Genomic DNA, 26,998 nt, shown 5'->3' with positions numbered 1-26,998 from the left:
TATGTTCAAGTTTGAGAAAGAGCAGACGGTACTTGATTTCAACGGTACCAAGATCGGTGGGCAGCCTGGCGAATACCCGCGGGTTCTCGGTGCATCGATCTTCTATAACAAGCACGAGACAGTGCTCGACGACCACACTGGCAAGATTGACAAGGCACGCGCAGAGGCGCTCTGGAACCGCTGTCAGGAACTCTCCGACATCACCGGAATTCCCCACTTCATCCAGATCATCGCCGAGTACGGTGAGGCTTTCGAGAGCTACTTCAGCTGGTTCGACAGCATCGACAACACGACCGCGTTCCTGATGGACTCGTCGGCGCCGGCGGCACTCGCCCACGCCTGCAAGTACGTGACCGAGGTCGGTCTCGCCGACCGTGCGATCTACAACTCGATCAACGGTTCCATCACGCCGGAGAACATGCAGGCACTGAAAGAGAGCGACGTCAACGCCGCTATCGTCCTTGCATTCAATCCCGGCGACCCGTCCGTCCGCGGCCGTGAGCAGGTGCTCGCCGAAGGTGGCGTCGCCGGACAGGAAAAGAGCATGATGGGTATCGCAGAAGAGTGCGGTATCACCCGCCCGATTCTCGACACCGCGGCAACCCCGCTCGGTCTCGGTTCAGGCGGCTCCTTCCGTGAGATCCTCGCCTGCAAGGCCATCCACGGACTGCCGACCGGCGGTGCCTACCACAACATGACCGTCTCCTGGACGTGGCTCAAGCGCTGGAGAAAGAGCGTTCTCGCCGACCAGTACAAGGGCAAGGACCTTCTCCTCGAGCAGATGGCGCACCACCACTTCGGTGGATTCGAGGGTATCCGCCAGGCCGCATGGTCGAGCCCCGATATCGGGTGCAACATCATGGCAGCCACGCTCGGCGCCGACCTCATCATGTACGGGCCTATCGAGAACTGTGAAGGTGCATCCACCGCTATCGCGTTCTCCGATATCGTCCTTGCAGAGGCAGCCCGGGAGCTCGGACTCCAGCCCCAGACCGAGAACCACCCGCTCTTCAAGCTGGTCTAAACACTCCCTTTTTTTTGCAGCCGTCCGGGTGCTCCCGGCAATACGGATCTTCGGTCATTTCCGAAGGGATTTTGCTTGCGAAAGCCCACGCCAGACGGAGAAAACCGGTAGCGTCGCATCCCCAGCGCCATTTCCCGAGTCCTTCAGGAAGGCGAACGGATCGGAGATAGCGAAAAAAGATACCCGGCTCTGAAGACCTGCAATTCTGCAGTTTTTCAGGGCAGATCGATCGTTCCGGCGATACGAAGCTTCCCGCCGTCGAGGTAGTGCAGCACCGCACGTCCGCCCGGCAGGGAGACGATCTCCTTTTCAAGCGTCAGGGTCAGCCGCGGCCGTCGCCAGTCGCCGTCGTCGGTCACCGCATCGATACGCGCCGGGACAAACTGCATCCAGTGCCCGAGATGGAGCACCATCCCTTCCTTGAGCGGCGCCGGCCAGTAAGCGACGAGGGCCGCCTCCGCCTCAAGGGTATCACGGACCTGCAGCGACTCGTCGTTTGAGAGGACGAAGCCGCGGTCGAGGTCTTCCGCCTCGATGTTCTTCAGTGCAAGGCCGACCCGGTCGCCGGCACCAGCCCAATCGGCGTCGTCGTCGTGTTTCTGGATAGACCGGAGCTGTACCGGTTTTTCCCCGGGGTAGATCTTCAGGGAATCGTGCTTTTTGATGTATCCACGCTCCACGCCGCCGAGGACGACGGTGCCGATACCCCGCACATTGAAGTGATGATCGATCGAGACCGTGCCGCAGGACGGCGACTTTGCATCGGGAGGTGCGGGGGTTTTCGCCGCAGCCGCGTCGAGCAGCCGCTCCCGCATGGCGATCATGTCCTCCTCGACGAACTCGTAGCCCTCGAGCACCGTCCCCTTGGTGAGCGGCCTGACGGCGTCGGGCATCAGGTAGTTCTTCAGGATGATCGCACCCTGCACAACGCCGGTCGACTGGAGCATCAGCACCCATTCGCCGAAGGTCGGGGTTATCGCGTCGAGCACGACGATGGCGTAGTCGGCCATCGACGCCGCAAAAAAGAGCGGAGCCAGGCGGTCAGGGTAGCGGGTCGGTTCGATGAGGGTGACCGTATCCTCACCTTTCTTGAGATTATAGAACGTGATATCGGAGGTCGTGCCTTTCTTGCCGAGGTCTTTGGCATAGCCCTCCGGCGCCAGCACTGCTACATTCAGGTTTCCCATGGTGCATAGAGGTTCGCCGCGGAAAAATAAGAGGTTATGGCACCTGTAGATTTACCGGCTGCAAGCGCCGATGAACCGCCGCACTGCAGCAACAAACTCCCGGAACGGTTCGGTGGGCCCACCGGAGCCGCCGGGCGGATACGCATCCGCGCCGCACGATGCAACCACGCACCCGTCTGTCTCCAGGCGGAGATACCAGTAGGTTACATCAGAGCAGCCGTGCGGGGCGGCATACTCCGGCTCCCAGTCCCGGACACCGATCCGGTCAAGCGCATCGCAGAATGCCGCCCATGCACCGGGGTCAGGGGCGAGGGTTTGCACCTCACCGGAGAACCGGTCTCCCGACGGCTGCTCACAGTGCAGCGTGCCGTCGTGGATTTTGACGTAGAGCGGCGATGCAGCACCTCCCCCGATGTAAAACTCAAAAAACGAATCCCGGAGGGGATGGGCATTCCCGCCTTCTGTCCGGCCGGTCATGCGATCTTATGCGCTCTGCAGCAGTATAAGCGCAACGAACCCGGCGGTGCAGACCCCCATCAGGGCGAACCCGACGCCGTCCGCCGTCCCGAACCCGAGATCGCGCATCGACGTCCGCATCCCGTTCCGATATCCCCGCAGGTCGATGGTCAGGCCGAGAACGTTCGCTTTTCCAAGGGAGTTTGAGACCAGGGGGATGACCACCGGGAAAAGGCTCCGGATCTTTCCCATAAGTCCCTTGCCGGGCGCATATGCCCGGGCAAGCTGTGCTTCGTGGATCCGCTTCCCCTCGAGCTGGAGGCTCGGGATGAACCGCAGCGCGATCAGGAACATCAGGGTGTAATCGACCGGCATATGCAGCCGGTCCATCACCTGCACGAGGTCGCGGGGCTGCGTGGAGACGATGAAGAGCTGGAAAGCAAAAATCATCGCGACAAACCGCAGGGTCATCGATGCCGCAAGATCGACGGCTCCGGTGGTGATCGGGACGTACCCGCCGAAGATCGGGATCAGGTATCCCAGCACCTCGCCGCTCTGCAGGGTCAGCACCGTCAGGAGGAGCAGGCTGACCGCGAGGGATACGAGGAGGGGCGCCTGCCGCAGGAGCTCGCGGGCAAGGCCGCTCACCGCTGCTGCAAGCAGGATCAGCCCGACGAGCAGCGTGAGCGCCGCAACATCGGTCAGGATGACGGCGAGGACGACCACGACAACGGTGAACACAACCTTTGTCAGGGGGTTTACGCGGTGAAAGTAGCTGTCCCTGTTGATATACTGCATAATTTCTGGCATGCAATCTCCTCAAAGTTCCGGGTGTCCCGGAGGATGGTTCCGTGTTCCATTGCAATGATACGGTCGGCGTACTCACGCACGAGCCGCATGTTGTGAGTGACCATCAGGATGGTGCACCCCTCTCTCTGGAGCCTCTGGACGATCTCCATCACACGCTGCGTCTCCCGGGCATCGAGTCCGGTCGTCGGTTCGTCGAGGACGATCACCTTCGGGCGCATGGCGATGACGCAGGCAAGGGCAAGCCGCTGGCGTTCGCCGCGGCTGAGGGAGCGGGGGTACTGATCCCGGTAATCAGAAAGGCCAACCTCTGCGAGGACGGCATCGATCAGTTCTCCGTGGTTGGCAAGCCCGATATTCCCGAGGCCGAATGCTATCTCCTCTGCAACCGTCTCGGCAAAGAGCATGGTGTCAGGGTTCTGGAAGACGAGGCCGACGTGCCGGGCGAGCTCCGTGATGGACGTCGTGGCCGTATCGAGCCCGTCAACGAGAACGGTGCCCTCGGTCGGCCTGAGCAGCCCGTTGAAATGTTTGACGAGCGTCGTCTTCCCGGACCCGTTCTCACCGACGATGGCGACGATCTCTCCCGGGAATATCTCAAGATCGACGCCTGCAAGAGCAGCCGTCTCATCATACCGGTGGACGAGCCCGTGCACGGTTATGATCGGGGTGACGCCGGCAGAGAGGTGCACCGGAGCAGAAACCGGAGCGGCGGGGGCGGTGACGGGTTCGGGTTCGCAGGCAACCTCGATGAGACTTCTGACGCGATCGCTCTTCAGCAGCATCTCCGGGACGCCTTCATCGGCAATCCGTCCGTCTTCGATCAGGATCATGCGATCGGCGAGCCGGGAGAGCTCATCGATCTTGTGCTCGACGATCACGATCGTCTTTCCCTCCTCCTTCAGGCGCTGCAGAATCCGGAAGATGGCGTCGGTGGCGATCGTATCGAGCTCGGCGGTGGGTTCATCGAGGAAGAGGACGTCCGTCCCGAGCGCCAGTGTGGCTGCGATCGCCACCCGCTGTTTCTGGCCTCCAGAGAGGGTGTGCGGTGCACGCTCCAGAAGGTGGCCGATACCGGTCACGTCGACGACGTAGTCCATCCTCCGCTGCATCTCGGCGCGATCGAGCCCCTGGTTCTCAAGGCCAGAGGCCACCTCCTCTTCGACCGTCGTGAAGATGAGCTGGGCGTCGGCATCGTCGAAGACAACGCCGATCGTTCTCCCGATCTCCCCCATGTCGCGGTATGCTGCGACGTCCTTCCCGGCAAGGCTGAGCGTGCCGGTGAACGACCCGCCGTACTCGTGATAGAGGATGCCGGATGCAGCCAGGCAGAGCGTCGTCTTCCCGGCACCGGTCGGGCCGGTGACGAGGAGGCACTCCCCCCGTGCGACATCGAGGTCGATGCCGGCGAGGGCGGGGCGCGTCCCCTGCGGATAGGTGTAGGAAACGTCTCGCATGCTGATCGGCGCGTTCGTCGTCGTAGTCCGGGCGGCTCCGCCGGAGATCCTCGCACCGCCGTCCGGCGCGGGGCGGTGCTGCGTCCGCAGCAGAACACGGGATGCGGGCATGTAGAGAGCCTGCGCCACCACGCCGTTGACGGCAGCGGCCATCACGACGATCGGCACCGTAACGACCAGGAACGCATCGATCGTGCCGTACTTGCCGACGATGACCGGGAACTGAACCGCAATGGCAATCGCAACGAATGTGAGCCCGCTTGCCAGCGTTGCGATAAAGGTCGTCACGGCAGGTGCCACGACGATGCGGTCGCGGAGCAGGAGGGCGACGCCGAGGCAGACGACCGCGCCGACCGGTTCGCTGATCAGGTTTCCGGGCGGGAAGATCGAGTGGCTGATCAGCGCACAGACGACGCCCGAGACGATACCGATGCCGATTGCCTCCCTGACCGTCGGGAGGATGAGGATGACGGCAAGGCAGTAGAAGGCGATCACAAGGTTCGAGACGATGGGTCCCGGCACCATGAGGGAGAGATACCTCACGATCGCCCCTATGGCAAGAAGGATGCCGACAATTGCTATGTCACGTGATTTCATGTCAATCAGGTTATTTCGGTGTTCATACGGCACTGCGAGAGGGGGTGATGGGTATTGTAGAAAACGCAACGTCACCAGGTGCGCCAGCGGGGCTGCGGCAGCGGCCAGAAGAGGTATGCCCCGGGGGACGAGCGAGGTCTAACGCATTCAAACATCTATGTATATGGTTGTACATTCAAGTATAAATATTCTGGGATCCGCCGCAGCACGGAGGGCGGGCATGGCATCTCACCGCCGCCGCACTACCCGGAGAACACCGAGAGCGGCACAGGCAAGGAGGGCGGCGGCGACCGGAGCCGGCATCGGGGTCGGCGCAGGAGATGTCGGCGTGGGTGCAGCCGTCCGGGCCGTTCGGAGCGGCAGGGTGGTCGAGTCCGGTGATGCGGGGAGTGTGGTCGCGGTAGTGACGCCGCCCCCGGAGCCCGGGCCGATCAGGATCACCGGGGTGACGGCATACGCGTGCCCGGCGAGACCGGAGCGGCTGACAGGAGCATCCACGGCATAGACCAGGTACGTCCCGGCGTCGAGCCCGATACCCGTGGTATCCCAGGTCACCGTCCATCCAGTATCGGCTCCGACCTCTGCCGTGGTGAACGTACCCGGCTCTCCGGTCACGACCGGAGAGAACGGCCGGCTCAGGCTGCCGCCGTCTGCCGGGAGGTTCGGGCCGGTCACAAAGAGGTAGACCGTATCGGTTCCGGTGCCGGAGCCGGAGAGAGGTATCTCCTCCCCGAGGTACGCAGTGATCGAGGACGCGGCCGCGCAGGAAACCAGCACGGCGAGGAGGGAGATAACCATGGCGCCGATCAGTATCCGCACCGGTTCGCGCCCGCGCCTCAGATCCAAGCGGTGCATGCCGGCACCATGCTCCCGCCGGAGCATGAAGGTTCCGCTCTACCGGACCCGGATGGCGTAGCCTGCACCGGCGAGGTCGGCCCTGATCGCGGCGATATGCTCGTGCCCGCGGGTCTCCATCTCGATATCGACCCGCGACGAAAAGAGGGGAATCCCGGGGCCGTGCCGTACATGGTCGATGGCGAGGATATTTGCCCGGATATCCCGGAGGAGGGAGAGAAGGGCGACGAGCGCCCCCGGTTCGTCGGGCAGGCAGACAGAGAACCGCATAATCCTGCCCATGGCAAGGAACTGCCGGCGGAGTACGCGGTCGAGGATCAGCGGGTCAAGGTTTCCCCCGCTGACGACGAGGACGACTCTGGATCCTGCCGGCGCCCGGACGGCGCCGCTCAGGAGCGCAGCGAGCGTTACGGCGCCGGCACCCTCGGCAAGTATTTTCTTCCGTTCGAGGAGGAGGACAATGGCAGCGGCAATCTGATCTTCGGTGACGAGAACAATCTCGTCCACCAGGTCCCGGATGGTCGGAAACGTCGCGGCACCGACCTGCCTGACGGTGATGCCGTCAGCGATCGAGTGCCCGGGATCGATAGAGACCCGTGCCCCCGCCCTGCACGCTTCGCATGCGGACGGACATGCTGCTGCCTGGACGCCGACGATCCGCAGATCCGGCCTCTGATCCCTGACGGCAACGGCAAGGCCCGCAGCGAGGCCTCCGCCGCCGACGGGAACAAAGATGATATCGGGGTTCGGGCAGTCTTCCAGGACCTCAAGCCCGACGGTCCCCTGCCCGGCAATGACGTGCGGATCGTCATACGGGTGAATAAAGAAGAGATCCTTCTCTTCTGCCATCTCCCCGGCGATCAAGAGGCTTTCGGCGAGCGTCTCACCCTGCAGGAGCAGCGTCGCGCCGTATCCCCGCGTCGCCTCCTGCTTCGAGAGGGATGCATCCCTCGGCATGACGATCGTGGCCGGGATGCCGGCCTCGCGGGCGGCGAGGGCAACACCCTGCGCGTGGTTCCCGGCAGACGCCGTGACGACACCGCCGGGGCCGATCTCGGCGGACTGCGCAAGGATCGCGTTCGCAGCACCCCTGACCTTGAACGACCCGGTCTTCTGCAGGTTTTCAAGTTTCAGGAAGACCTCCGCCCCGGTCATACGGGAAAAACTCGGCGAGTAGGTGAGCGGCGTATGAATGACCCGGCCATGCAGACGCGCCGCAGCCTGCCGGACGAGCTCTGGGGAGACCATTACTCTGGTAAGGGCGCTTCCCTGCTATACATTTTCGGTTCCCTTTCAGGGAGACGGGATCGGGCGGTTCCCGGCACCGGACCAGGAGTCCACAAGCATACGGGTCGTTTCCCGGATAGCCCCCGCAGCGGGTGGAGAACGCCGGCCGGCGAGAGCCTCATAGACCCGGGAGACCGCTTCCTGCGAGGAAGGGCCGTAGCCTCCCTCCAGCATGAGCGCAATGCCGCCGTCGTAGACGGAAAGGAGCCTCTGCACCATCCGCCCGTAGTCGACCGGTTCGAGGCGCATCGAGCCGAGCGGATCGTCCGAGGAAGTATCGAACCCCGCAGAGACGAGCAGGAGGCCAGGCCGGTAGGCTTCGACGGCGGGGCAGACGACTTTCTCGAAGATTGTATCGTAGTCGGCACCCCCCGACCCCCACTCCAGGGGGAGGTTGACCGTATACCCGATCCCGGCACCGCTCCCCCGTTCTTCGGGCCAGCCGGTGCCCGGGAAGATCCCTGCCTGGTGCAGCGAGATATAGAGCACCCGGTCGGTGCCGTAGAAGACCTGCTGGGTGCCGTTGCCGTGGTGGACGTCCCAGTCGATGATGGCGATCCTGTCGGTCTTCTCCAGCGCCGTCGCGGCTGCAACGGCGATGTTATTGAAGAGACAGAATCCCATCGCCCGGCTCGGGGTAGCGTGATGCCCCGGCGGCCGCACGAGTGCAAACGCATGGCCGCCGCTCTGTGCACGGTCGGCGGCCTGGCAGGCGGCACCGACGGCGTAAAGCGCGGCCTCGAACGAGCGGGACGTGACATACGTGTCGACGTCCAGGTAGCAGACGTTTCCCGGACTGCAGCGGTTGCAGCGCTCCCTGATGCCGTCGATGTACTCCGGCGCATGGACACGCAGGAGATCCGCCACCGCTGCACGCTCCGGCGCAATGCGCCGCACGCTCTTTGGAACACCCGCAAGCGCACATTCAAGGCGGCTCTGGGACTCGGGATGGCGCGGGTCGTTGTGCCCGGCAAAGACCTCCCCGGTGATCGCAGCGCAGGCAGGCATCGGTGATCAGGGATCTGCTCCCGAGTATTTGAAGGTTTTTCCACTGGAGGAGCGCGGGCGGAAAAAGGAGGGGGGATTGTTACGCCTCGATGGTGGCCGTCCGGTTCCCGCCGGCATGAGCAAGGGTGCCGAAGGCCTCGTCACTCCATCAGACGAACCGGAACGACCCAAGCATCTCCGGTCCGTGCCCGGTATAGGGATCGTACTCGGGCGGAAACTCCGTGTACATCACGGAGTAGATGACATCGTCGTGCACGGCGTAGCGGGCGACGAAGGTATAACGCTCATCGCCCTGCAGGGGGATCGAGTAGACGCTTTCGTACGCCGGGGCGCCGTCGAGCTCTGTCTGTGTCGTCGAGACCCACTCGGTTCCGGGGATATCGCGCGCAAAGTCTTCGCTGTAACTGGCGTTCAGCAGGCTGAGAAGATCTTCAGGCGGCAGCGCCGACCGGTTCTCCGAGAGGCGGTCGGCGGTGATCCGCATCTCCTCGTGACCGTCCGGAGAGAGGAACGCAACGCTGCTGCCGGACTCGGTATACCGCCACCCATCCGGATAGGTGAGGGTATACCCGTATGCCGTGTCCGTGTAGGTGCGGCCGGAGGCCTCCGGGGCTCCTACGCATGCAGCGGTAACGGCCGCGATCAGGAGAACTACAAACAGCAGTATCCATCGGTGTTTCATGGTACTTCCCGGGAAGGTTGGACGGTGAGCAGAAAAGGGTTTTGCGGTGATCCGATCACACCGGGCTGCAGGGCGGGAGAGGGATTAGACCCGGACCTCGACCGTCCATGCCCCATCCGAGAAGATATTGAGCAGGTATGTCCCGGATTCGGGCACGGCAGCGGTCCGCATACCGTCGAACGCACCCGTGTGCCAGGAGAGGGGCTCGATATGCTCGCCGGTCGGGTCGAGGACGAGCGAACCGTCCTCGGCGTAGAGCCAGACCTCGAAGAGACCGGTGCCGTCGTTTGTCATGGCAACGGTGGCATTGCCGGCAGGGAGATCAAACAGTCCGGTCGCACCGTCACCGGTGCCGCCGAAGGTGTAGGGCAGAGCAAGGTCGGTGAGATGCTCCGGCCGCTCGAGGGAGATTGTCCAGGAACCGTTCGCGACGGCTTTGAGCGAGTAGGTGCCGTCGGCGGGCACGACGAACGCCGTTGTCCCGGTGTAGGGCTCAGGCCCGCCGTCAAACCGCCCCACGACCGTCACGAACTCACCGCCTGCGTCGGTGAGAGCGAAGGCGCCCTCTCCCGTATGCTCGATCGCTGCGAGATACAGACCCGCATCGAGCCTGGCGGCATGGGAGGCGTTCCCGGTCCCGCTGAGGGTCAGAAAGGAGACGCCCGGGCCGGGTTCGAGGGTCGGCATCGGTGAAGCGCCCGGTTCGTCGGCAGTGGGTGCGCTCCCGAAACACCCGCAGACGGCGATCGCTGCAGCGAGGAGAAGGATAAAGGGGAGAGAGGGTTTCATATTGGGGTATGGCATCAAAGAGGATATAAAAGTCGTGGATCTCCCTGAAGCGCTCTCAAGCAGGGAATTTAAAAATCCCTATATTCTCTGCCGTTTATTCGTACTATATGCTAGAACCGGTCATCATCGCCGCCCTGCTGCTCCTGCTTGCCTATCTCGCCTGGCGCTACGCCCGCCTCTCAGGGCGGGTCGAACGCCGGGCGCGATCGCTCTTTGAAGAGTGGCGGTCGACCGAGATGCAGCGCCTCGTCGACGAGAAGGCGGACGTGCTCTTCCGCGAGTGGAAGATGGCGGAGGAGAAGACCATCCGCCGCGACGCCGTCACGCGGAGCGAGGCGGTGATCCGGGGCAAGGTGACCGAACACCTCATCCCCTACTTCCCGGAGTTTGCTTACAACCCGAAGGATGCACGGTTCCTCGGCGCCCCTATCGACTTCATCGTCTTCAACGGCCTCTCTGACGGCGAGGTGACCAGCGTCGCCTTCGTCGAGGTGAAGAGCGGGCGATCGAACCTCTCCGAGCGGGAGCGTGCCGTCCGCGACTGCATTCTGCAGCAGCGGGTCACCTACGAGGTCATCCGCCAGAACGGAAAATAAAAGAGGGAGATTACTCTCCGATATCCACGGTCCAGTTCCCATTGCACTCCACGGCAAGCAGATATGCCCTGCTCTCCGGGATAGTGAGGATCACGGTCCCCTCGGACGGTGGCGCCTCCCAGGGAGAGCGAAGCGGCGCTTCCCACCCGGGATACGCGTAGATGTCATTTCCCTGCTCATCGAAGAGCCAGATATACGGGTCGTCCTGACTGTCGTGCCGGACGGCAAACGGGATCTCTCCCTCGGGCAGGTCGAAAAAGCCCGTGACCAGGCCGCCCATTCCCGCAAAGTGATAGGGCAGGCTCTGGTCGACGGTGCCTGCCGCACGGTCGATCCGGATCGTCCAGGGGCTGTCTCCCTCGTCCGTCACCTTCATCTGGTAGCGGCCGGGCATCCGTATCCCGAGAGCCTGTGTCCCGGGATACGGGCCATCCGTCCCACGAAGGCCGATATGGCAGTTTTCCTTCTCCAGCTCAACCATGAAGAACCCGGTGCCCTCGCGCACGGTGGTGAGGATATACGTGCCCGTCTCCAGATCGACGATGTGCGAGCCTTCGCCTTTCCCGGAGAACTCCAGGACCGGCACGGCCGCCTCAGGTACGGACGGTTCGGGGGTCTGAGTCTCCGGGGCTGCCGCCCCGGCGGCAGGGGTCGTGGTCGGTGCCGGATCGCCGACGGATGCGGTGTTCGTGCACCCGCATGCGAGCAGGGCGACCGCAATGAGAGCAGTAAGGATGAACGCTCTTCTCATGCCATATCGGTTGGCGAGAGACGAATATAAACCATGAAGAACCTTTCCTGACCCACTACCGCAGGAAGGAGATGACGTCGCCGATGGTATCGATGTACTCCACCCTGGTACCGATCTCCTCCTCGATGCAGGTCTCCGCATCCACAACCCCTGGTCGCTGCTGCCGGATCCAAACCCGCCGACATCCTGCAAGGCGTCACGGTACAGGATGAGCCTGCGGATCTCCCCGATGAGCAGAAAAAGGCCTTTGCCGACCCCGCGTGCCCCCCCTCACCTTCTCAACGGCGCCGGCGATCTCCCCGACGTTCCCGGAGGGATCGACCGTGCCGATCAGGATGATGGAACTGGCGACGGACCGGTTCTCGAGCACCAAGATGAGGAGTGCCGTCATCAGTGCCCCGGCCCGCTGCCCGTCGATCGCCGAGACCTCGTTCTCCGCCATACCCGAGAAGATCGCGTCGCTCTCAGAGAAGTTGACGTCCGAGCGGTTCCGGGCGGCGAGCACCCGCCCGCGCCCGAGGATGACCTCGACCGAGCTATTCACGAGCGATCCCTCCTCCGTCACCTGCTCTCGGGAGAACCTCCGGCAGGGCGGGAGTGGGCACCGCCGGGGTCGGTTGCCGCCGTGGATACCGGCAAAGCCCCTGCAGGGAGGAGAGTCGGCGAGACGATGACCGCACGAGGTAGGCGTTGGCGAAGAGTGATAGAACAAGGAGAAGGACAAGGATAGGCGCAGCCTTCATGGGTCTTCAGGCAGGAAGAGTGGGCTCTGGCATGTCTGCATATACCATCTGGGCAGCGGACGATCAGGTGATATACAGCATGACATCGTCGATTCCGTCCACATACTCCACCCGGATGCCGATCTCCTCCTCAATATACTCTTTTGTATCGATCTGCTCAGGCTGCTTGAAGGTGAGCCGCAGACCGGCGATGGTTCTGACTACATCCCGGTACTGAATATACCGGCTGTTTTCATGGGGCAGGAGAATGAGATCCTTGCCGTTCGCCTTCGCAGCCTTTGCCTTCTCGACGACACCGCCGACCTCTCCCACTCTACCCTGCTCGTCGATGGTGCCGGTCAGGGTAACGGAACCGTTCACGGGCCGGTCTTCCAGCACCGCGAGGAGGAGCGCCGTCATCAGTGCCCCGGCACTCGGCCCGTCGATCTCCGACACCGCACTGTCGGCAACGACCGAGAAGATCACATCGTTTCCGGAGAGATTGGCATCCGACTGCTCCCGGGCGACGGAGACTGCAGTATTGGCAGCGTCCTGGAAGACGACACCCATCAGGGGAGTGGTCTGGACGAGAACCCGGCCCTTCCCCGGGACGACCTCGACCGAGATGTTTACCAGAGAACCGCCTTCCGTGACCTGCTGGCGTATAAACGGATAATCACGGACGTACTCGATTTGTTGAACGATCACCGGCGCCTGCAGCGTCGCGCCCCCGTCAATCACAGAGCCCGGCTCCGTCACCGCCGGAGCACCCGCCTGCGCCGGCAGGGTCGACAGATCCGTTTCGGGAGATACCTCCTGCACGGTCATGCTGCCCTGCTGCACCCTGGCGAGGAGATCGGCGTTCTCCTGCTCGAGCGTCAGGATCCGGTTCTGGAGCTCCCGGAGATCAGTGCCCGAAGAAACAGGCGCAACGCCAAGAAAATAAACATTTACAAGCACTGAAGCCGCAAGCAGGATGATGAGAGCATGGTATTTCATCGGAGATCAGCCGATGATACTCGATTCTCTGATATAAGTCTTTGGCTGCTCGTGAAGGGAGGGACAAGGGTTCGGGGAACCGGATCACGCTGCAGCCTTCTGCCAGGTCTTCACGATATCGCGGGCGAACCCGGCGGCACGCGCAAGATCCCCGGCATCCGGTTTCCCCTGATTGATCCCACCGACAACTTCACGGACGGTATAGGTGTCCCAGCCCTTGCAGGCAAACTCTCCGATGATCCGAAACCCCTTCATCGCCAACAGATCTCTGAGAACGGCGTGATCTTTCACCATGCCCCGTCCACTTGTCGAGAAGATAAACGCCAGCTTCCCCCCGACGGGCCGGAGCTGATCGGCAAACGGAAGATCAACCCCCATGGAAGCGATCGTCTCCTGCAGATCCCTGCCGACGGGCAGGAGCCGGTCGACAAACCGCAGGAGGTTCTGGTGATGCCGGTTGTGATAGATGCCCGAGCCGAAGCCGATGAGATCGTAGCCACCGACCGCCGCGGGATCGGCATCGGATGCTCTGACCATATCGGCTTCCAGCTCCCCGGCCATGACTTCTGCCACTTTTTTCGTATTCCCGTGATGCACCGACGTGTAAACAACGAGTGTTTTCATGATCCCACGCGGGCCTGATGGAGAGGCGCAGAGTATAAAATGATGGTGTGCAGAAGAGGTGCGGGCATCCACCGGCAGCATACGCAGAGCCGTCAGCGCCGGACGAGCTCCACGAGTGAAAACCACCCATTTTCATCGGTAAACCAGCGCTGCGGTGCAAGGCCGGCATCCTCGAAGATGCGGATCGCACGCTCCCGCGAGAACTTGCGGGAGATCTCGGTGTGGATGGTCTCGCCATTCTCAAACTCCACCACCATATCGAGAGCGGCGATCTCGACGGCCATCGCCTGGCGTGCTGCGAGGTGCATCTCGATCTGGTCTGAGGTTTCATTGTAAAAGGCGACGTGATCGAAGAGGTCGAGATCGAACGTGGCACAGAGCTCGCGGTTGACAACGTTCAGGACATTCTTATTAAATGCGGCGGTGATGCCCCGTGCATCGTTGTATGCAGCCTCGAGGAGATCTGTATCCTTGACGGTATCCATCCCGATCAGGAACCGATCACCGCGCCGCATGAGGGCGGAAACTCCTTCAAGCAGCTCCGCCGCTTCAGCATCGGTAAAGTTCCCGATGGTGCCGCCGAAGAGGGTGATGAGACGATCGGCATCATCCGGGATACGATCGAGGTTCCTGGTGAAGTCTGCCACGATACCGAGCACCTCCAGCCCTCCGTACATCCTGATCAGCTCTTCGGCGGCTGCCTGAAGTGCGGATTCACTCACATCCAGCGGGACATAGCGGATACCGGCACCGTGCGGCTGCGCGGCCGCATCCAGGAGCCGGCAGATCTTCCAGTTCGCACCCGATCCCATCTCCACGAGGTCGCCGGCGGTGAACGGCTCCATGATCGCGCCGGCATGCTCCTCAAGGATTGCCATCTCCGTCCGGGTGGGATAGTATTCGGGGAGGCGGCATATCTCTTCGAAGAGCCGCGACCCCCGCTCATCATAGAAGTATTTGCTGGGGATCTGTTTCTGGCCGGACGACAGCCCTGCTCTGATATCGCGGGCGAGCTCCTCGGCGTACGACGTCATGTGGTAATTGCGGATCTCAAGCCTCGCCGAATCGAAGAGCCCGATCGGATCCGCCGCCACAGCCTCCCCGCCATACCCGGTTTCGGTGCCGCCCCTGACTCGGGGTAGGGCAGAGCGCGACGGCAGATCCAGGAGATCCGCAGTCTCCGGAAACAGACGTTTCTGCCTGGGGCAGGGAGAGGCGGAGGAGCAGTCCGGCGATCCGGTGCTGCGGAGTCTCTGCCATGCCTGGTCGAAATGCGTCATAGCCCATGTCGATCCCGATGAAGATATAAATAGATTCTGTGGAGAAGGGCCGGCACGCTACCGGCAGGTGACGAACCGGACGGTCTCTGTCCGGTTGTGCAGAACGTCGTCCATCGCTGCGAGCGTCCGGTCGATCTCCCCTTCGGTCGTCCGGGCACCGAGCGATATGCGGACGGAGCAATGGACGTCCTCTTCGGAGATGCCCATAGCGAGCAGGACGTGCGACGGCGACGGCGAACCCGAATGGCATGCCGAGCCGGAGGATATGCCGATCCCCTCCTGGTCGAGGGCGAGCACGACCGATTCGCCCCGGTATCCGGGGAGAACCATATTCAGGGTGTTCGCCAGGCGCTCGGTCGGGTGCCCGTTCAACCGCGCCTCCGGCACGATCTCGCGGATCCCAATCTCAAGACGGTCGCGCAGCCGCTGCACCTCATCCATCCGCTCAAGGTGCCGGCCGGCGAGCTCGGCGGCACGTCCGAGACCGACGATGCCGAGGACGTTCTCGGTGCCGGCACGCACCCCCCGCTCCTGCTCGCCGCCATGCAGCAGCGGATCAAGCCGGACACCGTGCCGGATGTAGAGTGCGCCGACCCCTTTCGGCCCGTAGATCTTATGCCCGGAGAGGGTGAGAAAGTCGACGTCCATCTCCTGTACATCGACCGGGATCTTTCCGATGGCCTGGGTGGCATCCGTGTGGAAGAGTGCCCCCTGCTCGTGCGCGATCCGCACGAGCTCGGGGATCGGCTGGATCGAACCGGTCTCGTTGTTCGCCGTCATGACGCTGACGAGCAGGGTATCCGGCGTGATCGCCGCCGCAAGATCCTGCGGCCTGACCCTGCCCGTCCCGTCCACACCGAGCTCCGTCACCTGGTAGCCAAACTTCGCAAGCCACCGTATCGGCTCGAGCACCGACGAGTGTTCGACTGATGAAGTGATGATCTGCTTTCGCTCACTCCCCCACGTGGCAAACGCCAGGCCTTTGATCAGGAAGTTGTTCGCCTCGGTGCAGCACCCGGTAAAGATAACCCGTCTTGCCGTGCAGTGGAGCAGCCGGGCGAGGGTGCGCCGGGCATCCTCCACCGCCCTCTTCGCCGCCTTCCCCTCCCGGTAGATGCTCGACGGGTTCCCGAAGTTCTTCTCCCCGAACGCGACCATCGCTTCCCAGACATCGGGATCGACCGGCGTCGTGGCATTGTTGTCGAGGTAGATCCGCTCCGTCTCGGACGAAGAAGGAAGAGCAGAGAGGTCTGCAGCGGCCTCGATCTCGCCCGAACCGATGGCGACCGTCCCACCTGCCGCATCGTCCGCCCGCACGACGTCGCAGAGGAGGACTTTGTAGATAGGAAAACCGGATATCGGGTCGTAGCGCTGCAGGTCGGTCAGCTCGTTGACGTTCGCCTCCTGCCACGCCTTCGGGCCGACGTGACAGCCGCCGCCCATGTTCGCCTCGACGGCGCCCGGAACGATATCGTTGGTGACGATGGCGCGCAGCGGGATCTGCCCCCGCACCGTCCTGACAACGACACGATCGCCGTGCGCGATGCCGCGGGCGGCTGCATCCCGGGTGTTGAGCGTCACCGTCGGTTCGGGTCGCTCGGCGAGGAGGCTTTTGATGCCGTGATGCTGCGCGTGGAAATCGGTCGTCACCCGGGCACCGGAGTTGAAGATCAGCGGATACTCCTTTGCACGCTCCGGCTGCGAGACCGGGCTCTCCTGCGGCTCCGTGTAGACCGGAAGCGGGTCGTAGCCGTGCTCTTCGAGGACCGTCGACCAGATCTCGAACTTGCCGGTCGGAGTGTCGAACCCCGGCCTCCCGTCCGGCCGCAGAAGCCCTTTCTCCCACTTGCGGTACTGCATCATGACCGTCGGCGACTGCACCATGCCGCCGGCCGCCCGGACGTCCTCGAGGCTGTACCCGGATCCCTTCAGGACGTGCCGGAGCATCGCCTCTTCGTCCTGCGGATAGAGATGCCCGTAGCCGAGGCGGCGGGCGAGCTCGGCCATGATGAAGACATCGTGCCGAGCTTCGCCCTGCGGCTCGATGATCCGCTCCCGGATCCGGAAGATCGGACCGTAGGTCATGTACGACTCCCGCTCGTACATCGTCGTTGCGGGAAGGACAATATCGGCATAGGCCGCGTCTGCGGTGAGATGCCGGTCGACACAGACCAGAAAATCCAGGTTCTTCAGCGTCTCCCGCCAGACGGGCGTCTGCGGCCAGGAGATCAGGAGGTGCCCGGCCTGGATGATGAGGGCACGGATTTCATAGGGCTTTCCGAGCAGAACCGACTCGGGAAGCGCGATCGGATGCGCCTCTTTGCGGTAGGCCGTATAGACCGGGAACCGGTCGACGCCGATCGCCCGGTTCAGGTCAGGGTTCTCGAGATACTCCGAGCGGTTGATCGGGAACGTATTCTCCAGCATCGTAAGACACCGGCCGCCCGGGACGTCCAGCTGGCCCGCAAGCGCCCAGAGCACCAGAGCGGCGCGGATCGCCTGCACGCCAGAATCGCTGTACTCAAGCCCGGTGTACATCGCCCATGTCGCGCCGTCCGCCTGCGCGATCCGCCGGGCGAGGGCAGTGACGGTCTCTGCAGGCACCCCGGTGATCTCCTCGACGACCTCGGGCCGGAAGTGCTGGACGTAGGTCGCAAACTCCTCAAACCCATGTGTCCAGCTGCGGACGAACTCCTCGTCGTAGAGTTCCTCCTCGATGAGGACGTTGCAGATCCCGAGAGCGAGTGCACCGTCGGTCCCGGGGCGGATCGGGACCCACTCGGCATCGGCGAGATCGACCGTCTTCGTCCGTCGCGGATCGATGACGACCACCTCGGCGCCGCGCGAGCGCGCCTCCAGGATCTTCTGGAGGTTTCGGGGCGGAAAGTCGGTGGCCGGATTCGTCCCCCAGACCAGGATGAGGTCTGCGTTCTCAAAGTCCGAGTAGGTGTTGATGTACAGCCGCCCCATCGTGACGTGCGGCGCTATCATGGCGAACGCGACATAGCAGAGCGCCCCGACACCCATCGTATTCGGCGAGCCGTAGGGAAACAGCACGCTCGATGCGGACGAGACCGCGACGTCTTTAGGCTGGAAGACATCGCAGTGCGAGAGCTCGAAACTCCCTGACCCCGTGTAGATGGCCGCCGCTTCCGGCCCATGCTGCTCCTTTATCGCGAGGAGCTGCTGCACGATGATATCGTAGGCCTCGTCCCACGATATCCGTTCGAATGCATACGTGCCCTTCGGCCCGGTTCTCTTCAGGGGGTAGAGCACCCGGTCTTTTGAGTAGACGATCTCGGGTGTCCGCTCGCCGAGTTTGCAGATGATCCCAAGCTCCGAATCCTCGTCCGCCCGCACGTCCGCAATCCGCCCTTCGTCGTCGTAGGTGACGACGACGCCGCACCCCGCGGCGCAGATGCCGCAGATGCCGCGGCATTCCCGTGGTGTCTTCTCGCTCACTCCGGTTGCCTCCTGGCGGGGCGGAACGTCCCACCCCGGCGATACTGCACCCTACTGCCGGGTGGCATCATAAAAGTTATTGCAAATCTTCCGGTGTTCCCCGGCGCACCACCTCCCGACACCTCGCGCCGCGAGCGAGCCGGTGAAACAAATCGTCCCGAACATCCGGAAATCAGGAAGAGATATTTCCTGAATGCGGCAAAACGTGAAATACCGCGATCATAACACGCCGAGAGGGAAATGATCGTTCCAGAAGAGTTTTGCCGGGTGACGAACAACACTCTATGGAACAGCGAACCAGCGGAGACCCCGATGCCCGGAACCAGGGAAACCATATTCAGACACCTGTTGCACCATGAATGGACGACCGAGTCCTTACTCAGCGAGGGCTGTCCTTCCGGCAACGGCCGGGTCGCGGAGATCCTGAAGGAACTCGGAGGCGACGGGTATCTCATAGCAACGTCCTCCGAACAGGAGGATGAACAGACACCCTGCCGGTACGGGATACGGCACACCCCGGAGACATTTTACCGGATATGGCTCGAGAACCCGGATCTCCGTGCAGAAATCCGGAACAGTCCCCGGGTGTGGGATCTTCTTGCACGGGAGCGGCTGCGGGTCGGCGACGACGGTCTGAATGCGGAGGTCTGCGGGATGCTTGAGCATTCAGAACTGTTCTTCGAACTTGCCCTGAAAAACAGGAATATTGCGAGGATAATTGCGAATTGGGACAGAATAATAAGCGACTCCGGGTTTGACGTCGCCGGTGAAGACCTTCCGGCGGAGGATGAAACCCTCCCTGCGTATACCTACCACAGTTTCTTCGGTTTTTGTGTATTCTACGACTGCCTGACAACGGAAAGCCAGAACGAACGAATCAGGCTTCTCCGTTCGGTGCAGGAGAATACACCCACGCTCATGGCAGTGACGAAGATCATCAGTCTCCTGAAGTGACCCGGCAGAGATCGCGCATTGCCCGGAGCACATACAGCGTCTCCCCTTCGCAGCCCTCCTGATCGACCACGATCGCTATGAACCCATAACTGCCGAGGAGTTCCCGTACCGCATCGAGATCCGTGAGCGAGGAGACGAGCAGCAGCAGCCGTCCGTACGGCGCCAGCACGCGATCGAGATCGCGGACAAACCGCTCGATCACCCGCCTGCCGTCAGGCCCGCCGTCGAGGGCGTACTCGAGCCAGTCGTCGAAACGGTCCTCCGGGACAGTCGGGAGGTACGGCGGGTTGAAGACGACGAGATCGAAGGGGCCGGCAAACCCGGCAGCGAGATCCGTCCTGACCGTCTCGACACCGCACGAGCGTGCGGCAAGTACGGCATACGGGTTGATGTCGGTGCCGACGACCCGGGCACCCGTCTCGAGAACGGCCGCGGCAATCCGGCCGCTCCCGGTGCCGACCTCGAGCACTCGATCGGTGGGGCGCACTTCTCTGAGCGCCGCCCGGAGGAGAAGAAAGGTATCCGCTTCCGGCTGATAGACCTGGTCGTGCATCACAGACTCCACCGTTCAGACGAGGTTTGCGATCGCCGCAAAGTCCTCGAGGGCGAGCTCTTCGGGCCGACGGTGGAGGATCTCCTCCGGCAGGCTCGCGATCACTCGTTCGATCGTCTCCGCGTCGAAGGTATCCTTCCCGCTCTTGAGACCTTTGCGCACCGTCTTGCGCCGGTGCGAGAAGAGCACCCGGACGACGTCGGCATAGGCCTTCCGGTCGTCGATGGGATAGGCGGGCTCCTGCGGCGTGATCTTCACCACCCACGACCGCACCTGTGGCCTCGGGCGGAACGCATTCGGTGAGAGTTCAAGGAGCGGTTTCACCGTTGCATAGGTCTGCACCATCACCGAGAGGCGGCCCACACCGGGCGTACCCGGCCGGGCGATCATCCGCTGCGCAAACTCCTTCTGGTACATCAGCACGGCGACCTCGAACCCCCGTTCAAGCAGCCGGAAGGTTATCTTGGAGGATGCGGAATAAGGAAGGTTGGCGACCACAAGATCGAACTCCGGGATGTCGACCCGCGTCGCATCGCCCGGGATGAGGTGGAGCCTGCCTTCAGCGATCTCATCGGCAAAAACGTACTCGAGCTCCTCGCAGAGGGCGCGATCGAGCTCGACCGCGATCACCTCCGCACCGCGGTCGAGGAGCGCCCGCGTCAGCGGCCCTTCCCCCGGCCCGACCTCGAGCACCCGGCGGCCGGAGACGTCGAGAAAGCCGGCAATCTTCTCAATCGCCCGCCTGTCGACGAGAAAATGCTGATCTCTCGGTGCGCTCATTTTGTCGTAAAGAGGTGGTATTTTTCGTCGGGGTCCTCAATCTCGTGCAGGACGCGATTGACGATCATCTTGTCGGGATGGGGCATCGACTTGATCCGCTGGCTGATGTCGGCGAAACTCTCGAACGGCTTTTTGTTCCGCTGCTCGATAACCTCCCACATCAGCTTCTTGCCGATGCCGGGCAGGAGATGCAGCATATGGAGCTTTGGGGTGATGGAGATCGACTTGTTGAAAAATTCGACGAACCGCTCCTCGTGCTCCTTGACGATGGTCTCGACCGCAAACGGCAGTTCCATCTTGGCGGTATGGGTCAGGTCATCATATCCGATGCGCCGTTTGACGCGCTCGATCGTATCCCGCTCCGCGTCTCCGATATACACCTGATCGTAGATCTGGACGTCGACACCGGCCTTCGGCACGAGCTCGAGGAGTTTGAACTGGTCCGTACCGACGGCCAGAACGACCGGTTCCCGCTTGTATACCGGCCTCGGATCGCTTGCATACCCCTTCGGCAGGAAGTCGATCACTATGGCGTTGACCTCTTTTTTATCGGTCTTCACGGGCACCCCCCCTAGAAGTGGGTCATCACCAGATCGAGAATCTCGTCCAGCTCTTCCGGCGTCAGTGTAAACCGCTCTTTTGCGTAGATCGCACGCAGCTCATCCCTTGTTTTGGGCATGAGATTGACAATGCGGTAGGCGATGTCTTCCTTCATCTTCTCGAGTTTTACGAGTTCTTCGAGAAGCGCCCGTGCCTTCGCACCCGAGATTTTTGAGAGATGATTGGCATGCTCAATACTCTTGCGAAGCTCGTAGGACATCTCCGCTCCCATAGCGAGCCTTTCCGCTTCAACCTCGAGCAATGTTTCACGCACTTCAGGAAGCAGAATACGCTCTTCGCTCACAACTCGTTTTACCTTCATGCCAATCACTTGATGGAAATTATACGTTTTGTGCTTTTAGATGTTGCGGTCTTGCGATTACCTGTTTCGTCGAGTTTCCATCCCAGATTTCAAGAACCCAGGCCCGACCTCGCTGACCGACAACCGTCCCCGTCCTGCCGTGGAACCGGCGGTGGGGCATGCCCTTCTGCACGGAGGGCTCGATCACGATATGAACTCTCTGACCGAGTTCAAAGTTCTGTATCACCGAGGTGACCGGCGGGAGCCCGCGTTTCCTCAGGTCTTTCTTGAATTTATATCTCGTCTTCTTCCGAGGTCCGTTGTGAAGTGCCATTCCTACTCACCTTGATAACCTGTTTCGACCAGCATCACATCGAGGCTGGTAACGCGTGCATCTTTTCCGAGGATCTCAGACAGGCTTGGTCGGGTCCGCCCGCCGTCACCGGATATCAGTTCTTTGATATAGAGGCCCGCCTCTCCGACAACGTCGATGAAATACGCGTCGTCCTGCGTGCCTCCGTATTCGATATCGATGACCCTGCGTTCCCGGACCTTATCCGCCCGTCTATGCGACACCCGCTTCGGTGTGCGCTGCCGTATTGTCGCACCTTTGAGCTGATCGAGGGCTGTTCTGAGCTCATCTTGCGATACAGAACCGTCGATCTCGACCAGGATCCTGTATTTTTTATGCGCTTTGTCCGATTTAAGGCTTTGCACCGTCCTGCGATCCGCCCATCCCGAGAGCGTCACGCCGACGCGATCGCGGGCGCTTGCATTGACGATCTCCTCAAGCTCTGCGAGATCGACGCACCGCCGCCGGGGCGATACAAGCTCCATGACAAACGGCCGGCCGGTGCCGAGCATCCGGGCGTCGATATCCTCCCGGCCTGCTCCGTGCAGGACGGCGTTCTCGGCATCGAACGCGGCGATCATCGGCCGGCCGATGAGCTCCTCCACCGAGTCGGGGTACTGTTTGCCGGTGAAATCGCACTCCGGACACCCCTTCCCGCGGCAGAGCCGGCAGTCCCAGTGCGTCTGCGGGATGCCCCGTTCGTACTTCTGGTATCTGCCCGCGATGAAGATCGGGTTGATCTGCACCTCGACCGTCTCTGCGGCAAGGTCCAGGATGACAACGACGTCGGGACGGCTGATATCCGCGGTCTTGCCCGTCTTCACGGCCACTGCCTTGCCCACTTCGCGGTTCATCTCCGCCTTCAGCGGTTCGGGATCGCGCAGCGAAAGATCGCTCCAGACCATCTCTTCGCTCTCGGCCATCAGCGGCGGCACTTTCGTCCCGACGAGGAGAGTGTCAAACTCAATCCCGGCGAGCGCGCCTGCCGCCCGCGCCGCCCATGCATCGACCCGTTCAAACTCTCCCGAACAGATCCAGCAGGCCTCGGATACCGGTTCGGCGTGGGGGAGGTCTGCATGGAGCTCGTGTGCTACCCTGAGCGCTCTCCCGCGCTCCGCGTTCGCAAGGCCGTGCGACCGCTTGCCGAAGAACCGCCCCAGGCAGTGATCGCAGATCTCCCCGTATTCAAGAATCGACGAAACCTTCTCCATTAGCTCCATCCGTGTTCCCTCCTATCCATCTCATTCAGAAGAACGGTGATCGTATGATCCGCGTGCAGCGAGAGCGGACCGACCGAGTGGCGCTGCCGCTCGGCGATCAGGGCAATCTCCTCCTCCGTAAAGTTGTGGTGATCGCTCAGCAGGTACCCGGTCGGGAGCGACGCTGCATGCCTGATATCATCGCCCTCCTCGTCGAGCACCGCAAAGTCGTGCTCGGCGAGGAGGCGCGCCAGATCGCCGCGCCGGACATAGACACCCGGCGTCGACTCGCGGAACTCGTCGCCACAGGGAAGAGAGAGCGCCTTTTTGATCAGCGCTCCCGCGCTCCGCTCGTCGGGGCTGAGATAGCGCAGCTCGCTGCCCACAAAGAGAACGGTCTTCTCGGGCCCGGGCTTGCCGCAGAGCACGAGGTAGCACTCAACGTCGCGGCGCAGGTCGTGCGAGAGGAAAAAGGCCGAGTTCACGGCGCGGCAGAGCACGTCCATCCTCCCGGCACTGCCGGGAAGATCGTTCAGACTGAAGGTGCCGGCGGTAGCGGCGAGATGGCCGACGATAGCAAACCGTTTCATCTCACTGTGTCCGCCCGAACTTCTTCATCATGCGCTGCATGTTGAACTTGCCGCCGCCCATACCGCGCATTCCCTTCAGGGCGCGCTGCATCGTCTTGTAGTACTTGATCAGTTCCCGGACGTCGTCGGGAGGAACGCCCGCCCCCCGCGCGATCCGCTGAATCCGCGACCCGCCAATCACCGTGGGATCATCGAGCTCGGTGGCGGTCATGGAGTCCATGATCACCCGGTACCGCTGCATCTTGGTGCTGGTGATATCGTAGGCGTCGTCCGGGATCTGCATATTGCCGAGAGGCAGCATACTCATGATCTGCTTGAGGGGCCCCATCTTGTTCAGCGCCTCGAGCTGCTTGTACATGTCCCGGAGCGTGAACTTGCCCTTGAGCATGGCGTTGACGTCGAGATCCTCCGCAGAGACCGCCTCTTCCGCGCGCTCCACAAGAGCGCGCAGATCGCCCATACCGAGCAGCCGCGAGATGAAACCGTCGGGGTCAAAGCGTTCCAGGTCCTCGATCGTCTCCCCGCTTCCGATGAAGACGATCCCGCTCTGCGTCTCCGAAACGGCGGAGAGAGCACCGCCACCCTTCGCCGTTCCGTCCATCTTGGTGACGATGACGCCGTCGATCCCGATTGCGTCGTGGAACCGGCGGGCCTGTTCGCTCGCCTGCTGACCGAGCGCCGCATCGATGACGAGCCACCGGTGGTCCGCCTTCGATATCGTATTGAGATTGATGATCTCCTCGATCAGGTGATCCTCGAGTGCGTGCCGCCCCTGGGTATCGATGATGATCACTTCGAGGTGCTTATACGCGGCGAGCCCCTCACGGGTGATCTTCTCAGCGTCGGTCTCCGCGGGGTTTCCGAAGCAGGGGACGCTGATCCGGTCGCAGAGCGTCTTGACCTGGTCGTACGCACCCGGACGGAAGGTATCGGCGCAGATGACACCGACGCGCAGGCCTTTCCGCTGGAAGTAGCGGGCGAGCTTTGCGGTCGTCGTCGTCTTACCGCTGCCCTGCAGACCTGCCATCAGGATCTTCTGCGGGCCCAGGGTGACCTCGGCCGTGCTCCCCATCAGCCGGACGAGTTCCTGGTAGACGATCCGCAGGACGTGCTCGCGCACCCCCATACCCTGCGGTGGCTCCTCTTCGAGGGCGCGCTGCTTGATCGCCTGCGAGAGCTGCATCACCAGTTTGACGTTGACATCGGCCTGGAGAAGCCCGCGCTGCAGATCGCGAACGAGTTCGTCGACCGCAGCCCGGTCGATCACAGTCTTTCCGGCGAGTTTCTTGACGGCGTCTTTGAGCGACGTGCCGAGTTTGTCCAGCATCAGGTCTCACCTCCCAGAAGTTCGTCCACCACCTTGTTCGGGGCGAACGGCATGATATCGCCGTACCCCTGCCCGGTGCCGAGGAACGCAATCGGTTTTCCGACGGTATGCGCGACCGATATCGCAGCACCACCCTTCGGGTCCATATCCGCCTTCGTCAGGACGACCGCATCGGTGCCGACCGTCCGGTTGAACTCGTCCGCCCGGATGACCGCATCATTCCCGGCGACCGCTTCGTCGACGTACAGGACGAGGTCCGGCTTCATGACCCGGCGGATCTTCTCGAGCTGGTTCATCAGGTTGGCGCGATTGTGGAACCGGCCTGCCGTGTCGGCGAGGACGACGTCGACATTATGCGCTTTTGCGTACTGGACGGCGTCGAAGAGCACCGCCGACGGGTCGGCACCCTGCTGGTGCTGGATGACCTTGATCCCGAGACGGTCGGCATGCGTCTTGATCTGCTCGATCGCCCCGGCGCGGTAGGTGTCGCCGGCGCCGATGACGACGGAGAACCCGTTCTCCGTGAGATAGTGGCCGACTTTTGCGACCGTTGTGGTCTTGCCGGTACCGTTCACCCCGGTGAAGAGGATCTTCACCGGCCGGTCGTGCTGCCGGATATACTCGCGGAGATCCAGGCCGTCGCCGAGCACGCCGCAGAGTGCACTTCGCAGCGTTGCAAGAACGAGATCGTCCACAGACGAGCCGATCCTGCGGTTCTTCCCGACAAGTTCCTTCTTCATCCGGGAGATGATCTCGTCGGTCACCGGCAGGGCGACGTCGCTCTCGAGCAGCACCATCTCAAGCTCAAAGAGCGGCTCTGCAATATCCTTCTCCTGCAGAAGCACCTCCCGTTCGGTCACCAGCACCTTGAGCTTGTTGAAAAACGTCGGGCTGGTGCGCTCCTCTTTCGGAGGGGCGGGGGCGGGCGCCGCAGGCTTCTGCTCCGGCGTATCGGCAGCCGGCGCAGGCCCGGGCTCGGGAGCCGGCACTGCCGGCTCCGCCGCTTTCTCCTCGATACGCGGCTGCTCTGCTACCGGCTCTGCAGCATCCTCGATACTGGAGCCAAACTTTGTACGAATATTTTTGAGTTTTGATCTGAGAGAATCAAACATACCTTATTGACCACCCTGGGCCGGGCGAGGGGGCTGGCCTCGCTGCCGATACACGGCTTCAAGCCTGCGGGAGATCTCGTTCACCTGGCCCCTCACCTGTTCGATAGATCCGGCCACCTTTTTCCCGAGCGCATCCAGTTCGGTGATCCGGTCCTGGAGATACTCCACTGCATCGGAGCTGGTCCGCTCGACAACCACGTCCGCACCGATGTTTACCATCACGTGCCCGGGGTCGAGAACCTTCACCCGCACAACCGCACCGCCGCCGATGGGAAGGAGGACTTCCCCATCATCGCTCTGCTCAAGCGCCTGGAGGGTCTCAACAGCCCCCAGGGATTCGAGCCTCTGCTGCTCGATCAGGTTGAGCTGCTGCGAAAGGATCTCCATCTGCTGCCCGTACTCGTTCAGATACATCTGGAGCATCTGAGCTTCGCGGGGATCTACCTGGTCCACGTTATTCACCATCTACTACGTTAACGGTCTTGACGGTGATATAATTTCTCTTAAGGCGGTGTTTGCTCCCAATCGTGCAATATGCCTGCTCCACCGCAAGACGCTCGCTCTGAGCCTCGATGACGGAGGTATACGGCTTCCACTCGTTGTTGATCTTCACCGCACCGACAACCTCAAACTTCTGCATTTCCATG

General features: G+C 62.3%; 29 protein-coding genes. 3 read left to right on the top strand and 26 right to left on the bottom strand.

The annotated features are described in order from the left end of the window. The first annotated feature begins 1 nt into the window (after position 1). The gene (gene mtrH, locus FGU65_RS10475; protein ID WP_301664410.1) at positions 2 to 1,024 is read left to right on the top strand and encodes a tetrahydromethanopterin S-methyltransferase subunit H; all 1,023 of its coding nucleotides are present in this window, start codon (positions 2 to 4) and stop codon (positions 1,022 to 1,024) included. Between the two features lie 215 nt (positions 1,025 to 1,239). Here mtrH and FGU65_RS10470 read toward each other — a convergent pair whose 3' ends face one another. The 9 genes from FGU65_RS10470 to FGU65_RS10425 all read right to left on the bottom strand — a co-directional run bounded on the left by FGU65_RS10470 (position 1,240) and on the right by FGU65_RS10425 (position 10,149). Further along, entirely contained in the window at positions 1,240 to 2,211 is a 972-nt protein-coding gene (locus FGU65_RS10470; RefSeq protein ID WP_301664409.1) for an EF-Tu/IF-2/RF-3 family GTPase, read from the bottom strand. A gap of 51 nt (positions 2,212 to 2,262) precedes the next feature. Next, the gene (locus tag FGU65_RS10465) at positions 2,263 to 2,688 is read right to left on the bottom strand and encodes a hypothetical protein (RefSeq protein ID WP_301664408.1); all 426 of its coding nucleotides are present in this window, start codon (positions 2,686 to 2,688) and stop codon (positions 2,263 to 2,265) included. 6 nt (positions 2,689 to 2,694) lie between these two features. Further along, positions 2,695 to 3,477, bottom strand: coding sequence for an energy-coupling factor transporter transmembrane component T family protein (locus tag FGU65_RS10460; protein ID WP_301664407.1), 783 nt, complete (start codon positions 3,475 to 3,477; stop codon positions 2,695 to 2,697). Next, on the bottom strand, positions 3,426 to 5,528 hold the full coding sequence (locus tag FGU65_RS10455) for an ABC transporter ATP-binding protein (RefSeq protein WP_367652381.1): 2,103 nt from the start codon (positions 5,526 to 5,528) through the stop codon (positions 3,426 to 3,428). Before FGU65_RS10455 ends, FGU65_RS10460 begins: the two co-directional genes overlap by 52 nt. 228 nt (positions 5,529 to 5,756) lie before the next feature. Continuing rightward, positions 5,757 to 6,383 carry a hypothetical protein gene (locus tag FGU65_RS10445; RefSeq protein WP_301664406.1) on the bottom strand — a complete coding sequence of 209 codons (627 nt, stop codon included), beginning with the start codon at positions 6,381 to 6,383 and terminating at the stop codon, positions 5,757 to 5,759. A 39-nt stretch (positions 6,384 to 6,422) separates the two neighbouring features. Further along, complete coding sequence (ilvA, locus tag FGU65_RS10440) at positions 6,423 to 7,631, bottom strand: threonine ammonia-lyase (protein ID WP_301664405.1); 1,209 nt, start codon at positions 7,629 to 7,631, stop codon at positions 6,423 to 6,425. Positions 7,632 to 7,676: 45 nt separating this feature from the next. After that, positions 7,677 to 8,678, bottom strand: a complete 1,002-nt coding sequence (locus FGU65_RS10435) for a histone deacetylase family protein (RefSeq protein ID WP_301664404.1) — start codon at positions 8,676 to 8,678, stop codon at positions 7,677 to 7,679. Positions 8,679 to 8,826: 148 nt separating this feature from the next. Beyond that, positions 8,827 to 9,360, bottom strand: a complete 534-nt coding sequence (locus FGU65_RS10430) for a hypothetical protein (protein ID WP_301664403.1) — start codon at positions 9,358 to 9,360, stop codon at positions 8,827 to 8,829. 84 nt (positions 9,361 to 9,444) lie between these two features. Further along, the gene (locus FGU65_RS10425) at positions 9,445 to 10,149 is read right to left on the bottom strand and encodes a hypothetical protein (RefSeq protein ID WP_301664402.1); all 705 of its coding nucleotides are present in this window, start codon (positions 10,147 to 10,149) and stop codon (positions 9,445 to 9,447) included. Between the two features lie 107 nt (positions 10,150 to 10,256). Between FGU65_RS10425 and FGU65_RS10420 the strand changes: the two genes are divergently transcribed. Beyond that, positions 10,257 to 10,745, top strand: a complete 489-nt coding sequence (locus FGU65_RS10420; RefSeq protein WP_301664401.1) for a Holliday junction resolvase-like protein — start codon at positions 10,257 to 10,259, stop codon at positions 10,743 to 10,745. A gap of 10 nt (positions 10,746 to 10,755) precedes the next feature. On the opposite strand, the gene FGU65_RS10415 is transcribed toward FGU65_RS10420, so the two are convergent. From FGU65_RS10415 to FGU65_RS10390, 6 genes are all read right to left on the bottom strand, one after another. Continuing rightward, positions 10,756 to 11,496, bottom strand: coding sequence for a hypothetical protein (locus FGU65_RS10415; RefSeq protein WP_301664400.1), 741 nt, complete (start codon positions 11,494 to 11,496; stop codon positions 10,756 to 10,758). Between the two features lie 196 nt (positions 11,497 to 11,692). Further along, positions 11,693 to 12,061 (bottom strand): hypothetical protein, encoded by a 369-nt coding sequence (locus tag FGU65_RS10410; RefSeq protein WP_301664399.1) that lies wholly within the window; start codon positions 12,059 to 12,061, stop codon positions 11,693 to 11,695. A 241-nt stretch (positions 12,062 to 12,302) separates the two neighbouring features. Further along, positions 12,303 to 13,217: a S16 family serine protease gene (locus tag FGU65_RS10405; protein WP_301664398.1), complete on the bottom strand. Its 915-nt coding sequence runs from the start codon at positions 13,215 to 13,217 to the stop codon at positions 12,303 to 12,305. Between the two features lie 84 nt (positions 13,218 to 13,301). After that, positions 13,302 to 13,841 (bottom strand): flavodoxin family protein, encoded by a 540-nt coding sequence (locus tag FGU65_RS10400; protein WP_301664397.1) that lies wholly within the window; start codon positions 13,839 to 13,841, stop codon positions 13,302 to 13,304. Positions 13,842 to 13,933: 92 nt separating this feature from the next. Further along, a complete protein-coding gene (gene egtD / locus FGU65_RS10395) occupies positions 13,934 to 15,121 on the bottom strand; it encodes an L-histidine N(alpha)-methyltransferase (protein WP_301664396.1) in 1,188 nt (395 codons plus the stop codon). Between the two features lie 57 nt (positions 15,122 to 15,178). After that, a complete protein-coding gene (locus FGU65_RS10390; RefSeq protein WP_301664395.1) occupies positions 15,179 to 18,583 on the bottom strand; it encodes an IscS subfamily cysteine desulfurase in 3,405 nt (1,134 codons plus the stop codon). A gap of 348 nt (positions 18,584 to 18,931) precedes the next feature. On the opposite strand from FGU65_RS10390, the gene FGU65_RS10385 reads away from it, so the two are divergent. Then, complete coding sequence (locus tag FGU65_RS10385) at positions 18,932 to 19,537, top strand: hypothetical protein (protein ID WP_301664394.1); 606 nt, start codon at positions 18,932 to 18,934, stop codon at positions 19,535 to 19,537. On the opposite strand, the gene FGU65_RS10380 is transcribed toward FGU65_RS10385, so the two are convergent. Genes FGU65_RS10380 through rpl18a form a run of 11 tightly spaced genes read right to left on the bottom strand, consistent with a single transcriptional unit; the run spans position 19,521 to position 26,991 of the window. After that, entirely contained in the window at positions 19,521 to 20,090 is a 570-nt protein-coding gene (locus FGU65_RS10380) for a HemK2/MTQ2 family protein methyltransferase (RefSeq protein WP_301664393.1), read from the bottom strand. The genes FGU65_RS10385 and FGU65_RS10380 overlap by 17 nt on opposite strands. Before the next feature lie 15 nt (positions 20,091 to 20,105). Continuing rightward, positions 20,106 to 20,870: a 16S rRNA (adenine(1518)-N(6)/adenine(1519)-N(6))-dimethyltransferase RsmA gene (rsmA, locus tag FGU65_RS10375; RefSeq protein ID WP_301664392.1), complete on the bottom strand. Its 765-nt coding sequence runs from the start codon at positions 20,868 to 20,870 to the stop codon at positions 20,106 to 20,108. Then, a complete protein-coding gene (locus FGU65_RS10370; RefSeq protein WP_301664391.1) occupies positions 20,867 to 21,430 on the bottom strand; it encodes a DUF655 domain-containing protein in 564 nt (187 codons plus the stop codon). Before FGU65_RS10370 ends, rsmA begins: the two co-directional genes overlap by 4 nt. Before the next feature lie 11 nt (positions 21,431 to 21,441). Then, on the bottom strand, positions 21,442 to 21,792 hold the full coding sequence (locus FGU65_RS10365; RefSeq protein WP_301664390.1) for an RNA polymerase Rpb4 family protein: 351 nt from the start codon (positions 21,790 to 21,792) through the stop codon (positions 21,442 to 21,444). A 19-nt stretch (positions 21,793 to 21,811) separates the two neighbouring features. Then, positions 21,812 to 22,105, bottom strand: a complete 294-nt coding sequence (locus FGU65_RS10360; protein WP_301664389.1) for a 50S ribosomal protein L21e — start codon at positions 22,103 to 22,105, stop codon at positions 21,812 to 21,814. Positions 22,106 to 22,107: 2 nt separating this feature from the next. Next, positions 22,108 to 23,343, bottom strand: a complete 1,236-nt coding sequence (locus FGU65_RS10355; RefSeq protein WP_301664388.1) for a tRNA pseudouridine(54/55) synthase Pus10 — start codon at positions 23,341 to 23,343, stop codon at positions 22,108 to 22,110. Next, on the bottom strand, positions 23,334 to 23,912 hold the full coding sequence (trmY, locus tag FGU65_RS10350; protein ID WP_301664387.1) for a tRNA (pseudouridine(54)-N(1))-methyltransferase TrmY: 579 nt from the start codon (positions 23,910 to 23,912) through the stop codon (positions 23,334 to 23,336). Before trmY ends, FGU65_RS10355 begins: the two co-directional genes overlap by 10 nt. A 1-nt stretch (position 23,913) precedes the next feature. After that, entirely contained in the window at positions 23,914 to 25,239 is a 1,326-nt protein-coding gene (locus FGU65_RS10345) for a signal recognition particle protein Srp54 (protein WP_301664386.1), read from the bottom strand. Then, a complete protein-coding gene (ftsY, locus tag FGU65_RS10340) occupies positions 25,239 to 26,351 on the bottom strand; it encodes a signal recognition particle-docking protein FtsY (protein ID WP_301664385.1) in 1,113 nt (370 codons plus the stop codon). Before ftsY ends, FGU65_RS10345 begins: the two co-directional genes overlap by 1 nt. A gap of 3 nt (positions 26,352 to 26,354) precedes the next feature. Then, a complete protein-coding gene (pfdA, locus tag FGU65_RS10335) occupies positions 26,355 to 26,816 on the bottom strand; it encodes a prefoldin subunit alpha (protein WP_301664384.1) in 462 nt (153 codons plus the stop codon). Further along, the gene (gene rpl18a / locus FGU65_RS10330) at positions 26,806 to 26,991 is read right to left on the bottom strand and encodes a 50S ribosomal protein L18Ae (protein ID WP_367652380.1); all 186 of its coding nucleotides are present in this window, start codon (positions 26,989 to 26,991) and stop codon (positions 26,806 to 26,808) included. Before rpl18a ends, pfdA begins: the two co-directional genes overlap by 11 nt. Between the last annotated feature and the right edge of the window lie 7 nt (positions 26,992 to 26,998).

It is taken from the genome of Methanoculleus frigidifontis, assembly GCF_030464345.1.
Classification (GTDB): domain Archaea; phylum Halobacteriota; class Methanomicrobia; order Methanomicrobiales; family Methanoculleaceae; genus Methanoculleus_A; species Methanoculleus_A frigidifontis.
Note: the sequence above shows the minus strand (reverse complement) of the source record. Positions and strands in the feature narration are given on the sequence as shown.